At 57.8% G+C, this 15547-nt stretch carries 9 protein-coding genes; 1 reads left to right on the top strand and 8 read right to left on the bottom strand.

Annotated elements, in window-relative coordinates; genetic code table 11:
- The 4 genes from ACA074_RS04700 to hmgA all read right to left on the bottom strand — a co-directional run bounded on the left by ACA074_RS04700 (position 1) and on the right by hmgA (position 4783).
- Positions 1–1371 carry an MFS transporter gene (locus ACA074_RS04700; protein WP_497678521.1) on the bottom strand — a complete coding sequence of 457 codons (1371 nt, stop codon included), beginning with the start codon at positions 1369–1371 and terminating at the stop codon, positions 1–3.
- A gap of 151 nt (positions 1372–1522) precedes the next feature.
- A complete protein-coding gene (maiA, locus tag ACA074_RS04695) occupies positions 1523–2158 on the bottom strand; it encodes a maleylacetoacetate isomerase (protein ID WP_401267886.1) in 636 nt (211 codons plus the stop codon).
- A 12-nt stretch (positions 2159–2170) separates the two neighbouring features.
- Entirely contained in the window at positions 2171–3475 is a 1305-nt protein-coding gene (fahA, locus tag ACA074_RS04690; RefSeq protein ID WP_401267889.1) for a fumarylacetoacetase, read from the bottom strand.
- A 3-nt stretch (positions 3476–3478) separates the two neighbouring features.
- On the bottom strand, positions 3479–4783 hold the full coding sequence (gene hmgA / locus ACA074_RS04685) for a homogentisate 1,2-dioxygenase (protein ID WP_187676826.1): 1305 nt from the start codon (positions 4781–4783) through the stop codon (positions 3479–3481).
- Positions 4784–4948: 165 nt separating this feature from the next.
- On the opposite strand from hmgA, the gene ACA074_RS04680 reads away from it, so the two are divergent.
- The gene (locus tag ACA074_RS04680; protein WP_489879213.1) at positions 4949–5737 is read left to right on the top strand and encodes an IclR family transcriptional regulator; all 789 of its coding nucleotides are present in this window, start codon (positions 4949–4951) and stop codon (positions 5735–5737) included.
- Positions 5738–5765: 28 nt separating this feature from the next.
- Here the strand turns inward: ACA074_RS04680 and ACA074_RS04675 are convergent, their stop codons facing one another.
- The 4 genes from ACA074_RS04675 to ACA074_RS04660 form a co-directional block, all read right to left on the bottom strand.
- Positions 5766–9260 (bottom strand): dermonecrotic toxin domain-containing protein, encoded by a 3495-nt coding sequence (locus ACA074_RS04675; protein WP_497678520.1) that lies wholly within the window; start codon positions 9258–9260, stop codon positions 5766–5768.
- A 288-nt stretch (positions 9261–9548) separates the two neighbouring features.
- The gene (locus ACA074_RS04670) at positions 9549–12104 is read right to left on the bottom strand and encodes a LuxR C-terminal-related transcriptional regulator (protein ID WP_497678519.1); all 2556 of its coding nucleotides are present in this window, start codon (positions 12102–12104) and stop codon (positions 9549–9551) included.
- Positions 12105–12243: 139 nt separating this feature from the next.
- Positions 12244–13611 carry a DUF1329 domain-containing protein gene (locus ACA074_RS04665; protein ID WP_187676822.1) on the bottom strand — a complete coding sequence of 456 codons (1368 nt, stop codon included), beginning with the start codon at positions 13609–13611 and terminating at the stop codon, positions 12244–12246.
- Between the two features lie 23 nt (positions 13612–13634).
- Positions 13635–15428, bottom strand: coding sequence for a DUF1302 domain-containing protein (locus tag ACA074_RS04660; RefSeq protein ID WP_489879216.1), 1794 nt, complete (start codon positions 15426–15428; stop codon positions 13635–13637).
- Between the last annotated feature and the right edge of the window lie 119 nt (positions 15429–15547).

Here is a 15547-nt window from a genome sequence, read left to right as displayed (position 1 = left end):
TCAAACCGCGTTTTCGTTCTTCGCGAGCAGGCTCGCTCCCACAGTGATCGCTGTGATTTCAGCAGGCGAGCGCACCTGAATGATCAACAGTGCGGCGATTACGGCCGGAATCGCGCAGAAGAAGAAAATCTGCTCCACCGGAATATGCATCGCCAACAGCAAACTGCCGAACAGCGGCCCAAGAATCGAACCGAAACGCCCTACCCCCAACGCCCAACCGGTGCCAGTGGCGCGTACATGCGCGGGATAGAAGTTACTGGCGAACGCATTCAGGGTCAGTTGCCCGCCGATGATGCAGAAGCCTGCGGCAAACACGCAGGCCACCAGATAACGCGGGTTGTCGTGATTGAGTCCCAGCAGGATTGTGCACAACGCTGCGCACGCGAGCACGGCGGATAACAGACGCACCTTGCGTTTCAAGCGGTCGGCGAACCAGGCCATGCAGATCGCGCCCAGGGTCCCGGCGAACAGGAACATCGACGTCACCAGGTTGGCTTCGTTGAGTTTCAGGCCGCTTTCCAGCAACAGTGACGGCAGCCAACTGATCATGAAGTACAGCAAAATCAGGCTGACGAAAAACGTCGCCCAGATCAGCAAGGTCGGCCGCGCGTAGCCGTTACGGAACAACTCGACCACGGTCAGTTTGCTGCCCTGCTCCTGCTCGTTCTGTTCAACGGAGGCGGCTGGCGGTTGCCAGTCGGGCAGCATCCGCGCGGTGACTTTGCGCAGCCGCGCATACGGCGGGGCATCACGCAGCAGACGCGGCAAGGATTCCGGCAGCATCCACCAGAGGAACGGGAACAGCAGCAACGGCGTCACACCGCCGGCGAGAAACACCGCTTGCCAGCCGAATTGATCGATAAACCCCGCCGCAACAAAACCACCCGCCGCACCGCCGAACGAGAAGCCGCACGCGGCCAGCGTGACCATCAGTGTGCGCAGGCGCGGTGGCGAATATTCCGACATCAATGCCATGGCGCTGGGCATTGCGCCGCCCATGCCGATCCCGCAGATGAAGCGCGCGATCATCAGCGAATTCAGAGAATCGGCGAACACCATCAGCACCGTCAGGCTCGCGTAAATCAGTACGCAGGCGAGCAGGATGCGGCGCACGCCGAAGCGGTCGGCCAGTGGCGTGACGACGAGAGAGCCAATGGTGAGGCCCAGCAGGTTGGCGCTGAACACAGGGCCGAACGCTGACTTTTCCAACCCCCAGTCCTGCGCCAGTGCCGGCACCACATAACCGAGCACTTGGGCGTCATAGCCGTCGGTGACTAGCAACAACGCGAGCAGGATCAAGAGCAACCACTGATAGCGGGACACAGGACGGGCGTCGAGTGCCGCCCGGAAGCTGGCAATCTGGTTGTGCATCGCAAGGTTCCTGTTTTGTTTTTATGGTTTTTTTGCGTGGATCAACGCCGAACCTTGTGGGAGCGAGCCTGCTCGCGAATGCGGTGTGTCAGGTAAATGAATGGTGGCTGACACTCAGCATTCGCGAGCAGGCTCGCTCCCACAGGGGGTATTACGGTGTATCTGGCTGGTTAGCGGGATGCGCCTTGATAAACGCCGGATGCTCGGCAGCCAACGCCGCAACGCGACGAATACGCGGGTAAGCCTCCAGCGAAACATTGAACCGCTCTGCCGCATACAACTGCGGGATCAGGTAAACGTCCGCCACGCACGGCCACTCGCCGAAACAGAAGCCGCTGTCGCCGATCAACGGCTCAACCGCCGCCAGGCCTTGGCTGATCCAGTGACTGATCCACTCCACCACCTGCGGTTCATCGTGCCCCAGCTGACGCAGCCGATTGAGCACGCTGACGTTGTGCAGCGGATGCACATCGCAACCGATCACCGCCGCCACTCCACGCACATGGGCGCGGGCAGCAAGGTCTTCGGGCAACAGCGGCATCTGTGGATAACGTTCTTCCAGATACTCGATGATCGCCGGCGACTGGATCAGCAACTCGCCATCATCGGTACGCAAGGCCGGCACCCGCCCCTGCGGATTGATCGACAGATACGCCGCTTGCCGATGCTCGCCACCGGACGGCGCGATCAGATTGACCGGCAACGCCTGATAGTCGAGGCCCTTGAGCGCCAGCGCGATCCGCACCCGATACGACGAGGTCGAACGGTAATAGGTATAGAGATCCATGAGCCGCTCCTGTCAGCGCGCCGCCAGCACTTTGCCGCGGCATTCGCCGAAGCCGATGGAGGCAAAACCGTCGCGGGCGCAGCGTGCGCGCAGGATGATTTCGTCACCGTCCTCAAGGAATTTACGCACCTCGCCGGACGCCAGTTCGATCGGCTTTTTGCCGCCCTCGGTGATTTCCAGCAGGCTGCCGAACTGACCGTTTTCAGGGCCGGACAAAGTGCCCGAACCGAACAGATCGCCGGCCTGCAACTGGCAGCCGTTGACGCTGTGGTGCGCGACCATTTGCGCTACGGTCCAGTACATGTAACGGGTGTTGCTCAGGGTCAGGCGATGCGCCGGCAGATTCTGCTCGCGCATGGCTTCGGTGAGCAGCAGTACTTCCAGTTCGATGTCGAAGGCGCCGCCATCCTGATCGCGCTTGTCGAACAGATACGGCAGCGGCTGCGGATCACCTTCAGGACGCGCCGGTTGTGCGGTGCGGAACGGCTGCAGCGCTTCGGCGGTGACCACCCACGGCGAGACGCTGGTGATGAAGCTCTTGGACAGGAAAGGCCCCAGCGGCTGGTATTCCCAGGCCTGGATATCGCGGGCCGACCAGTCATTGAGCAGGCAGAAACCGGCGATGTGTTCGGCGGCATCACCGATGGCAATCGACTCGCCCATCTCGTTGCCCTGCCCGATCCAAATCCCCAACTCCAGCTCGTAGTCCAGACGCGCGCAAGGGCCGAAGGTCGGCTCGCTCGCACCCGCCGGCAAGGTTTGGCCTTTCGGGCGACGCACGTCGGTGCCGGACGCGCGCACGGTGGAGGCGCGACCGTGATAACCGATCGGCACATGCTTGTAATTAGGCAGCAACGGGTTGTCGGGGCGGAACAGTTTGCCGACGTTCTGCGCATGCTCAATGCCGACGTAGAAGTCGGTGTAGTCGCTGATGCGCGCCGGCAAATGCAACTGGCAATCGGCGGCCAACGGCAGCAGTTTTGCGCCTTGAGCTTCGATGTTGCCGCGCAGGGTGCTGCCTTCGCTGAACAGTTCCAGCAGACGTTCGCGCAAGGCCACACGCGCCTCACGACCGAGCTCGAAGAACGCGTTCAGCTGACCGCCGTGCATGGCTTCAACCGCCGTGCGAGCGACGCCGTCGAACAGACCGGCCTCGAGCGCCACTTGCAGATCGAAGATGTGTTCGCCAATCGCCACGCCACTGCGCGGCTCGGAGCCCTCAACGCTGAACACGCCCAACGGCAGGTTCTGCAACGGAAAATCGGCGTGGCCGTTGGCCGAAGCGACCCAGCTGCGGGTGATGGAATTCTGAGTCATGGGTTATCTCCGGGTCGGGTCGAACGTGGCGGGCAGCGTGGCCCAGCAGGCGTCGTAAGTGGATTGCAGTTGCGGGCAGTCGAGGGCAAAACGGCTTGGGCGCAGCACCTGACTGGTCTCGAACATGAAGGCCATGGTGTTGTCGATTTTCGCCGGTTTGAGATCGGCGTTGATCGCTTTGGTGCAGGTCTCGCCATCCGGGCCGTGGGCGCTCATGCAGCTGTGCAGCGAGGCGCCGCCGGGCACGAAACCTTCGGCCTTGGCGTCGTATTCGCCCTGGATCAGGCCCATGAATTCGTTCATCAGGTTGCGGTGGAACCACGGCGGACGGAAGGTGTTCTCGGCCACCATCCAGCGCGGCGGGAAGATCACAAAGTCGAGGTTGGCCAGACCGTGCACGCTGGTCGGCGAGGTCAATACGGTGAAGATCGACGGGTCCGGGTGATCGAAACTGACCGTGCCGATGGTGTTGAAGCGGCGCAGATCATATTTGTACGGCACGTTGTTGCCGTGCCAGGCGACCACGTTCAGCGGCGAGTGATTGAGTTCGGTGGCCCACAATTGGCCGAGGAATTTCTGCACCAGCGTGGTGGGTTGTTGCAGGTTTTCGTAAGCGGCGACCGGTGTCAGGAAGTCGCGCGGATTGGCCAGACCGTTGCTGCCGATCGGTCCCAGATCCGGCAGGCGCAGCGGTGCGCCATGGTTCTCGGCGATGTAGCCGCGCGCCTGCGGATCGAGCAGTTCGACGCGGAATTTCAAACCGCGCGGCAGCACGACGATCTCCAGCGGCGCCACTTCCAGCACACCCAGTTCAGTAGCGATGCGCAGACGCCCGAGTTGCGGCACCAGCAGCAGTTCGCCGTCGGCGTTGAAAAACACACGCTCCATCGAGCGGTTGGCGGCGTAGTTGTAGATGCTGATCCCGGCGGGTTTTTCAGCACCGGCGTTGGCCGCCATGCTCACCAGGCCGTCGATGAAATCGGTCGGCTCGCTCGGGATGTCCAAAGGGTTCCACCGCAGGCGATTGGGGGTCACTTCACCCAACGGGCCGCCCGCCAGTTGCCGCTCCAGCTTGACGAACGCCGGGTGATTGGCCGACGGCTGAATCCGGTACATCCAGGTGCGTCGCGCTTCACTGCGGGTCATGGTGAACGCAGTGCCGGAGAACAATTCGGTATAGAGGCCGTATGGGGCTTTTTGCGGGGAATTCTGACCAACAGGCAGCGCGCCGGGCAACGCTTCAGAGCTGAATTCGTTGCCGAAGCCGGACTGATAAGCCAGCGTCGACGCGGTTGAATCGAGGTTCATGGAGCCTCCTGAACAGGGAGTCGGCAGTGGCCCATCGCTCTGGCTCAGAGGTTTCGGCACGCCGGGGTTGTTATTATCGTAATTCGATTACGCATAACGTAATTTGCTCGCTATCCAGCGTCAAGCTATAAAGACGCCCATTCGTTTTCGGATCCCGGCAGCACCATGGAAAAAACCAGCGACAGCAACGGCAAACAGAAAGTCCGCTCCGCCGAAGTCGGCACCGACATCCTCAAGGCCCTGGCCGAGTTGTCGCCAGCCACGTCGCTGTCGCGTCTGGCCGAACATGTGCAGATGCCGGCGAGCAAAGTGCATCGTTATCTGCAGGCGTTGATCGCCTCGGGTTTTGCCGAGCAGAACCCCGCCACCAACCATTACGGCCTCGGCCGTGAAGCGCTGCGCGTTGGCCTGGCCGCCCTCAACAGTATGGACGTGCTGAAAGTCGCCGCCCTGCCGCTGGCCGAATTGCGCGACGAACTCAACGAAACCTGCTTCCTGGCGGTGTGGGGCAATCAGGGTGCGACCGTGGTGCACATCGAACCGGCCGTGCGTGCGGTGACGGTGGTGACGCAATTGGGCTCGGTGCTGCCGCTGCTCAGTTCCTCGACCGGACTGGTGTTCAGCGCCTATCTGCCACATCGGGAAACAGACGAATTGCGCGAGCAGGAAATCGCCGTCGCCGACCATCCGCTGGCCGATGAAAAGGTTTACGCAACCTTGTGTGAACAGATCCGCGAGCGCGGTCTGCATCATGTGCATGGTTTGTTGATGCCGGGCGTGGATGCCTTGTCGGCGCCGGTGTTCAACGCCGTTGGACAAGTCGCTGCGGTGCTGACCATCGTCGGCCCGACCTCGTTGTTCCACGCAGACGAAAACGGCCCGGCGGCGCAGCGGTTGTTGGCTGCGACGCGGGCCGTGAGTTGGCGGATGGGATTCGAGACGCCAGCGTCCTGAAAGAGTAGCCGGCGCTTCGATTACTGGATCAACCGATCAGTCGGGTGGTGCTTTCCACTCTGTGAGGCGCTACGGCGACTGCGGTCACATAGCTGATGCCGACGGGGACACCGGTTACATCCGAGAGCAGGTCTGCATAATCCTTGATCTGAGACAGTAGTCCGTACGCGCTGACAGAGTTGCCGACGCCAGAGATCTTGCCGATATAAAACATGATGGCCGCCCTCCAGGCACTGGCAAAGTAAGCATTGGCTGCTTCCTTATCGCCGTCCAGTGAGGCCGAAATCCCCTCAACGATCGTATAGGCGATTCGCAGTACACTCACCACCGCGCCTACTGGAGGCACGAACAACGAGACAACATCCAAAGCGACACCAATCAAAATCTTGGCATCGACCCAGACCGCCTCCCAAGTGCTGGTGGTTTGATAATCCACGTCAGCCATGAAACGCTTTACCAGGGCGACGTACTCGTGTTTGAACTCGTTGCCAACCCCATACGCGTTGTACAGCACGGGCGGCCGTTCGCGTGTGCCGCCGCTTTTGTACTTATCTGTGAGTTGTTTGACAGCCTTTTGATCTTCAAGACTGACCATTCGTAAAACATGGCCTTTAAAGGCGGAATCTTCAAGCCGCGCCGACAACTGTTCGACAGGGAAGAAATCATTCCCGTCATGGGTACCCGGCGTATAAACAACAGACTGCAGCCGCCCGTTAAACTGGCGACTAAAGATATAAGCGCCGTGAATTTTCCTGCCTTCCAAGGTGAAATGATAAACGCCCACGTCCGGCACGGATTGAGCGCCTACTGTGTATAAATCAGTGCCGGGACTATTTCTATCAAGACCATCGATAAGCGCTTTCAACCAATTGAAATCCTCATTGGATATCGTGCGCCTGATTTTCTGGGCCAGGGCTGCAGTGAGCATTTCGTTCTGTTTCAGCTCTCGGTAAAAAACTTCTTTCAGAGCACGACGTGGGGTCGAGATGAATTGTTTTTCAAGATACGCCTCATAAAGTTCACCGGGCTTAAGATCAATAAGATCATTGATGACCTGTACATTTAATGCTCGTGGAACCGAACCGCTGAATTTGGCAGTTCGAAGGTAATCTCTTAACTCACCTATTGCTATGGAGACTCCAGGAACGACGGCACTCAGAATTTTCTCAAAAATCGAAACATCACTACGCCAGGTCTGCCACTGGATGAACAGATTGGTGAGCGTCATTTCTGGAACATTATTAATTTTGACCCTTACATTTTCCGGATCGAAGACAGGAACTTTAAGTCCCTTTCGATCCCAGTACTGGGCGAATGTCTTCATCACCAGATCACGAGCAAACTCCTTGAAAGGCACGATTTTCAGATCGTCTTTTGCAATGTTCTGAATAGCCTTGAGTTCTGTATGCAGTCGAACGGATAACCCTTGTTCCTCCACCGAGGCTTTCCTGAACCACTGAGGTGTGAAGGCTTCAATTTGTTTCGCTTCCCAACTGAGGATATTTTTTACCGCATTTTCCAACGGGTAGTCTTCAGTAGTGAACGGGAATTCAAAGCTCGATTGGCCAATCCACCGTAGAGTCCAACTATCCCCTGTGACTTCAGCCACCATTCTGTTTACATCAGACAGAACGGCCTGACCCTTCAAATACTCCCAAATTTCATCGTCCTGGACCCATGCTAATAATTCATTCCTTAACTGTCTTGAATTGGGAAACTCAAACCACTCTTGTCCGGATGGAAAACCCGGCGCATACAACACGATGAAGTCTTCGCGATTAAGCTTTTGTGCAAAATACCTCAAGTCTTTGAACGCTTCATATTTCGCACCGAGCTTGATCTCCCCGGACATAAAAGACAGATCACCAAAGTTATAGCGATTGACCATGTCATTGGCACGCGAGCTCACATGCTTTTGCCGAACCGCGCTAAATATCGACAGCGCCGTCCTCTTGCCTTGAACTTCTCGAAGAGCGTCGAAAACTTCACGCTTGGAGTAGACCGCTTGCCGCGCGTCGTTATACCGGTTACGCACATTCAGCGAAATGATCGAATTGATCAGATTGGAAGGCGTAAATTTTGGGTTAAACGGCTGATTTTCTACAGCAATCTCATATTGACCGCCTCGATCATGCACGCCGTACATGAACGCCTGAGTGAGCGTCTTGCGCTCCTTTGTCTCAATCTGTTGGCCATTCGTTACTTTCAACACATTTCGGATATTGACGAAGATGCTATCGGGGTCAATCCGAACGTCCTTACCCGGCGAAATGAATGCTTCCACTTCATTTTTTGCAAAGTCCTTGAGCGATGCGAACCCCTTGGTTACTTCATGGTATTGAACCTCGCTTTCAAGCAGGCGCTGTTGCAATGCCTCATAAACTTCCTGATTCGTCGAACCGGCATTTTTTAACCAGACCGGCCACCGGTTTCTTTGCGCTTGGCGCAGAAGTACCGCCTGGCGAGCCTTCGCCAGACGAGGAATGTCTGGTAGAGACTGTGCAGACGTCACCGACGCAACAACCGAAACAAAATCCGAATCCGGATCTGTGAACCGAGCCAGCTGTTTCACAACATCAGCGCAAGATTTCTCAATCCCGTTATCGCTGATGCGTGCAAACAGATCGGCCTCAACTTTCAAATAACGAAATTCAGGCGCGGTCGGGAATGTTTCTCGCTCATTGATCGCGAGCGACTGCAAGAACACCTCACGACTGTCACCTGACATCAAGCGTTGCTCCAGCGTCTGATGCAACTGAGCAGAGGAAGAGAATTTTTCGACGCCATGGGTCGGGGAGTAGAGCACTATCGCCGTATCGGCCCGAGGAACAAGTTCATCGTTGACGGGCGCTTCGAGCGGGATGGCGAACATTGAACGTTGCTCGCTATAAGCGTCCCCTCGGCTGCCGATAAATACGCCATACCATGAGCCGCGCGAACCCGGTTGAACCCTATAGCGGATGCGTTGAAGCTCCTCACGGCTGATAGCGCCCTCATCAGCAAGAACTTCAAGTTCATTTAGAAAGAGATTGGCCTGAAGCTCGCCCAAGGTCATTTTTCTAGGAAGGGAAAACTGCCCCTTACTTTCGTCTTTTCCTGCCCAGTACTCTTGTAGCGCAGCAACATAGTAGTCTGGCAAGTTTCGAAACAGGTGCGTCAGCAGTTTCTCCACAGAGGCCAGAGAGACCGCAGGGTATATATTTCGAGTATCGGTTGAAAGCGGGCGATCATAAATCGCGTAATACTGCGCATCGTACGTCGGTGCCCTGCCACGCTGTAGGCAGTCATTCAAAACATGAAACAAACCTCCTACCGGCTCCATTTGCTTCGGTTTGACATTGCCACGAACATTGATGTGAACAAGACGTTCATCGATCCCTGGCGCGAACTCTCCAAGTGCACGCTTCAAACAGGCACGTAAAATAAAATCAAATGCAGGCACGCCCTTCAAGTGATCCGACAGTGCGGCCAGTGCCTCACCCAATCTGCCAAATCCAGACTCATCAAGACTACGAACTTCCATTTCGAAACACCCTATCAGTTTGATACTTACAAATATCCGAATGACATTTGCTTCGCTAATTCAAACTAAACCGGGCACTTATCGAAAAGATACTCAGAATACTTTTCCAATCTTGTATACGACCAAAACCAAACATTCAGAATAAATAATACAAATTAATTATTTCTTCATACCGACACCGCCAACAACTAAAATCCGCCTACCACCAGACCTTGACGCTTACATTCAGTCTTCTTTATTACAAAGAGCAAACCCATCCCTTTCTAAAAATTACATGTAACAAAAACACTACAACACCATACCCATTGACTTGGCACACGCCACCGCCTGAGTTCGTCGTGCGACACCTAACTTTCCATGTATGCGTCTGGCGTGGGTCTTTACCGTATGTAGAGAAATAAACAACTGATCCGCAATTTGTTGATTTGAATATCCCTTGGCGATCAGACCTAAAACTTCCAACTCGCGGAGACTGAGCAGACCGCTATCAATCAGTTTCCTGGCACTGGGCGAATCTACGACCTTGTTATTCAATTCTTTCAACAAATCAGGTTGACGCAGTTTCAGTTCACGTAACGCCTGATGCAAACCATGGTGACTGGCCATTTCCAGCCCCTTCTGTAAGTGACGCCGCGCCGAAAGCTGATCGCCTAGAATAAAGGCAGCCTCGGCCAACACCAGATGAAGGTCGGTTTCCAGCCCAAGCATTTTGCGTTGATGTGCCGCCTCCAGCAAAAGCTGGAGACGACCGATCGGATTGAGCGCCGTACGCAGCCCAACTTGTGCAAGGATCAGCAAATACTCAACCCGCGGAATCAGCTCAAGTGTCGCCGGCGGTGCCTGCAAGGCATCCGATCCTTGATAGTGTCGCAGCAGACGTGTCATGGCCTCGCATGCCAGCTCGGGACGTCCTTGCTGTAACCAGAACAGGCTGCTGACCTGTAACAGCACTCCCCGATAAACCGTTTCCGGAATCTGCCTTTGCTGCATCAAACGCTCACCATCACGCAGCCATACGAACGCCTTTTGATAATCTGCCTCGTTGGCAGCCAGTTGCGCCAGTCCCAGATAACCATACAAAACCCGCTTGTCTTGATTGCGCTTGCAATCGTCCAGCCCCGACTGGAAAAACGCAGCCGCCGAGGCATCCAGCCCCTGACTCAGCGCAAGGCGCCCGCGACGCAAGGCAATCCGTCCCAGCAAAGGGCTCAGCCGGTTCGGCTGCCGGGCGAGCAAATCATGCACGCCCGCCAGCAGACTTTCAGCCCGAGGTGCAGCGCCGCGCTGCTCGAGCAATTGTCCGTGATCGAGTTCAAGCAGTGCTTCGAAAACCAGCGAGCCTTGCGCCCGCGCCAGACATAGCGCCTGGCGATTCAGCGCGTGGGCCAGATCCAGCTCCCCGCGCAACAGAGCCTGCTGGGTCAACCCTGACAAACACATCACCCGAGCGATCCAGTTCTCGAGATCGAGTACCTCCAGCGCTTGCGAAAAGTGTTCATGAGCGGACTCCATCCGCCCTTCCAAATGCAATAACCAGCCTTGCGACGTTTGCCAACGCGCAATCAACTGCCGCTCAAGCGCTGGCGAAGGCTGCGGCATGAACCGCCCCAGGTGCCCGATGCATTTCGCTGCCTGTTCGAAACGACCGGCAAAGAGCAACGCAGCGGTAATCAGCCCGACCAGTTGCGGGGTGCTCAGGGTCAACTCCACACCTTGTTGCTCGTGCAACTGCACCAATAACACGACGGTTTGCTCTTCAAACAACTGCTCGAAGCTGAAGTGCTGCAGGAGGCTGACTGCGGCTTCATATTCTTCTGCCAATAACGCCTGTTCAAATGCCGAGCGCCAATCCCGTGCGGCACTGAACCACTGACAGGCGCGTCGATGCCATGTACGGCGCGACGGCCAATGTTCCTCGCGCACGACGCGAGACAGCGGCGGAAAAATGTGCGACCAGTCCGCAGAATCATTCCAGGGCTCAATAAAGCAGCCAAGCATTTGCAATGTGCGCAGGTGTACAGCCCCCTCCCCGGCGCCGAACAAGTGCTCGCACAGTTGAGCATTGAAGCGCGGCATTTGTGCGAGCACGCGCCAGACTTCGGTCAGTTCCGGCGTGAGGCCACTGAAGAGTTCATGTTGCAGGTAGTCGAGCAGCGTATCGACGCGTTGCTGTGGTTCAGTTGTCTGCGACCAATCGCATTTGCGCAACAGCGCCATGCGGACCCCGGCGCACCAGCCTGCGGTTCGCTGGTAGATTCGCGCGGACAGGTCGCTCGCCTGCTCGGCGGGCAAGTGCTTCAGCGCATGGGCAATTTCTGCTTGCGTGAGCGCCAGCGTCGGGCTTTCGCACTCGTACAGTTCATCATCGAGCAGCAGGCGTGGCCAGTTGCATTGCGGGCGTCTACGCGTGCCGATCCACCAGACGCACGCAGAACTGCTGACCGTCAATAACCGATCAAGCAACGCGTCCAGCGCTGGATCCGGCAGGCGGCAGTAGTCATCGATAAACAGCCAGGTCGGCCTCGACCAGCGACTCAGCGCAGCGACCAGAGCGGACTCCGTTGTTTCGGCCAGCCCCAACGCCTGCGCCAGTCGCAGACAAAATTCACTGGTACTCAATGCCGCGCCTGCCAACGGCAACCAGCCGACCTCGCAGCGTGGCGGCGCCTGCAGCAGGCACTCGGCAAGCAGCGCACTCTTGCCACTGCCCGCAGGAGCGCAGATCAGCCTGACCCGCGCCATCGACTCAAGCAACGGCTCGCTCAATCGCGAGCGTGCCTGATGATGGGCGGACAGTCTGGGCAGAAATCCGGGGCGATCCAGACACGGCGTCATGGCGGTCATCGGTTGAACCTTTTTATAGTTGTTGGCTCACCCTAGCCCTCTCCAAACCGCTTGTTGATAAGTATTCAGCACGCTGATTGGCGGCCATAAAAAAGGCGACCGTGCGGTCGCCTTTTGTTCAGTCGATGTATCCGAAACGTTACCGCACCCCCTCGGCACGCAGGGCCGATGGCGTGTAGTCGGCAGCCTTGGCTTCGAAGCCGAATTCGAAGCTGTGCTTCTCTTCGTTCTTCATCCCCAGGGCAATGTATCGGCCAGCAATGATGTCGTAGAGCGCTTCGAGGGTGTAGGCCTGAGCCTGGTGATCGTAGTAGTACTGAGCGTGACCTTCGGCGACGCGCCACAGTTGCCCGCGACCGTCGTAGTGGTCGGCGAGCGCCACTTGCCAGCTGTCCTCGTCGATGTACATGTGGCGCTTGGCGTAGATGTGTCGCTCGCTCGGCTTGACCGTGCCGATCACTTCCCAGACCCGGTGCAATTCATAGCGGGTCAGATCCTGATTGATGTGCCCGGCCTTGACGATGTCGTCATATTTCAACTTCGGCGAATCGAGTTTGTAGCTGTTGTAGGGAATGTACATTTCCTTCTTGCCGACCAGTTTCCAGTCGTAGCGATCCGGTGCTCCGGAGAACATGTCGAAGTTGTCCGACGTACGCAGGCCATCAGCGGCGGTGCCCGGGCCGTCATATGCGACTTGCGGAGCGCGGCGTACCCGGCGCTGCCCGGCGTTGTAGATCCACGCCAGACGCGGTTCTTTCACTTGATCGAGAGTTTCGTGCACCAACAGCACGTTGCCGGCCAGCCGTGCCGGCGCGGTCACCGACTGCTTGAAGAAGGTCAGCACGTTGGCGGCTTTTTCCGGATCGATATCCTTCATCAGTTGCGGCACGGCGATCTCTTCTTCGAAGCGGATCGGCGTGTAGCTGCCGTTGGTTTGCGGCGTGACCTGGGTGATGATTCGGCGCAGATTGCCGCCGTGGTATCGGGTGATGTGGTTCCACAACACCTCGACGCCATTCTTCGGAATCGGGAAAGCGTAATAGCGATTACCGGTGAAATTGGCGAGGCCGTTGCCGTCGTTGATGCTGGTAACGTTGAGTGCGCTGCGCTTGGCCGACTCGTAGATTTCCGGCGGCACGGCGACGGTGCGGTGGGTCGGATAAACCGGGATCTTGTAGGTTTGCGGGTAGCGTTTGAACATGGCTACCTGGCCGTCGGAAAGCTTGCTCTTGTACTGGTCGACGTTGGCCGCAGTGATGGTGAACAACGGTTTTTCACTGGCGAACGGGTCCGCGAGAAAGCCTTTGCTGTCCACCGCACCGGCGTTCTTCGGGATGCCACCGGTCCATGCCGGGATCGAACCGTCAGCGTTGCCGGCCTTCTCGGCGCCGAGCGGGGTCAGGCTGGTGCCGAGTTTGTTTGCCTCATCCGGCGACACTGCCGCCATCACGTTGGCCGCCAACAGACTCAGGGCCAGCACACCGCATTGCAGAATCATTTTGCGCATTGCTTTCATCCTTCTCGGGCAGATCAGAAGTTCACGCCGAAGCTCAGGGCCACGAAGTCACGGTCTTCGAGGACGTTGTAATCGCCGCCGAAAAAGTCGGTGTAACTGAGGCTCGCGGTGTAGGTGTTGCGGTAATCGGCATCGACGCCGACGCTGATCGCTTTCGCACCTTCGTTGAACAAACCGTTGGGGCCGTAACCGGCGACGTCATGCGACCACGACAGGTTGGGTTTGAGGTTGATCCCGCCGATCACGTTGGCGTAATCGAGGATCGCCCGGGCGCGGTAGCCCCACGAAGTCGAGGTGACGAAGCCGTCGGTATCGCCACCGAAACCGTACTGGCCGTACACCGAGTCGCGGCCGTAACGCAGCTTGCTGCGAGACTCCAGACCACCGACCCGCACCACCGCTGCTTCACCGACCAGAGTCAGGCGTTGAGCACCCCACACCTGATCGAAAAAGTGCGTGAGAGTGCTCTGGATCTGGGTGACCTCTTTGCGTCGGTAACCCTTGTTGTCGGAACCTGGCGTCGTCGCGATCGGCGAAGCCGCGCCGCCGGCAATCGGATTGAGCAGCGCCAGAGTCAGGTCGTTGGTACTGACCTGCACCGGAGCGTTGGGCCGATAACTGATCTCGCCGGTCCATGCCGTTCCGGTGGGCAATGTGGTGGAGAAGCTCGCACCGTACAGACGAATGTCTTCCGGATACTCAAGGTAGTACTGACCGCGCCCGAGCATCACGCTCTGCGCCAGTCCGGACCCGCTGCCGGGCGCAAGACCGTTGGCGATGCCGACCATGCCCGGCAATGCCGCCAGGGTCGAAAGCCCTGCGGTGGTGGTGCCCACTGTTGGCGTGCGGCTGTGGTAGTTCATGAAGTACAGGCCGTACTCGGTGTCGTCACCCAGCCAGCGCAACGCCGTGCCCCACTGCCCGGAATCCCGCGCATCGCGGTCGCCGCCACGGGGGATCACTACGCCTTCGCGGGTGACTTGAATGCCCTGACCAAATGCCGTGGTCAACGGCACCAACGGCGCAATCGCCGGATTGCCGACGGTGTAGCCGCTGTTGCAACCGTCCGCTGCCACATCGACGCCGAAGAACGTGCCGCAGTTGTCGAGTACGGTCTGGTCCCACTCCAGTTGATAAAAGCCTTCAACGGTCAACTGATCCGTCAGGCCTTGCGAACCGAACAGCATGTTCACCGGAATCAGGCCTTCCTTGATCTCCGCGCCGGGACGCCGGAACGCCGAGACGTCGATCGGGTTGATGCTGTTGATCGAGTTGCCGATGAAAGTACTTTCGCCCCAACTGACCACTTGTTTGCCGGCGCGCACAGTGCCCGGCAGATCGCCGATGGAATAGTTGTGATAGACGAACGCATCGAGAATCTGCGCACCGGACGACTTGGCGCCTTCCTTGCGGCCCTTGTCGCTGATCTGTTTGAACTCGCGGTCTTCATCCTTGAGTTCGAAGTCGTACCAGTACTTGCCACGCACGAACACACCGGTGTCGCCGTACTTCAGTTCTAGATCGTGAATGCCTTTGACGATTTTCGAAAAGGTCTCGCCCTTCTTGAAGTTCAAGCGCCCGTCATCACCGGTCGAGGATTGCCCGGTACCACCGTTGACCGTGCCGACCAGCGACTTGTCGGCATCGCGCATGCCCCAACTCGCCCCCACCGACAGCGACGAATCGAACGTGCCCTCGATTTCCCCGATGTTGAACGAAACCGCCTGCGCCTGGGCACAGCAACCCAGAGCCACCGCGGCTGCCAGCGCCTGCGGTGTGAAGATGGCGCGCATTGTTGTTTTTGTCATGCGTCTTCCCCGGTGAGTGACAGAAGGCCCCACCCTACTGCCGGGCGAACGGGTCGATAAGCGCACCAAGGAGGTATTCGTGTTGTCACTCGAAAGGATGAATGGCTTTGCGGAGCGGG

Source organism: Pseudomonas sp. LBUM1655 (genome assembly GCF_059716085.1).
This window is presented reverse-complemented; position numbering and strand designations above follow the sequence as displayed.

Coding starts and splice junctions, on each gene's coding strand:
- ACA074_RS04680 (WP_489879213.1), top strand. CDS start 4,949: ATGGAAAAAACCAGCGACAGCAACGGCAAACAGAAAGTCCGCTCCGCC.
- ACA074_RS04660 (WP_489879216.1), bottom strand. CDS start 15,428: ATGACAAAAACAACAATGCGCGCCATCTTCACACCGCAGGCGCTGGCA.
- hmgA (WP_187676826.1), bottom strand. CDS start 4,783: ATGAACCTCGATTCAACCGCGTCGACGCTGGCTTATCAGTCCGGCTTC.
- maiA (WP_401267886.1), bottom strand. CDS start 2,158: ATGGATCTCTATACCTATTACCGTTCGACCTCGTCGTATCGGGTGCGG.
- ACA074_RS04675 (WP_497678520.1), bottom strand. CDS start 9,260: ATGGAAGTTCGTAGTCTTGATGAGTCTGGATTTGGCAGATTGGGTGAG.
- ACA074_RS04700 (WP_497678521.1), bottom strand. CDS start 1,371: ATGCACAACCAGATTGCCAGCTTCCGGGCGGCACTCGACGCCCGTCCT.
- ACA074_RS04665 (WP_187676822.1), bottom strand. CDS start 13,611: ATGCGCAAAATGATTCTGCAATGCGGTGTGCTGGCCCTGAGTCTGTTG.
- ACA074_RS04670 (WP_497678519.1), bottom strand. CDS start 12,104: ATGACCGCCATGACGCCGTGTCTGGATCGCCCCGGATTTCTGCCCAGA.
- fahA (WP_401267889.1), bottom strand. CDS start 3,475: ATGACTCAGAATTCCATCACCCGCAGCTGGGTCGCTTCGGCCAACGGC.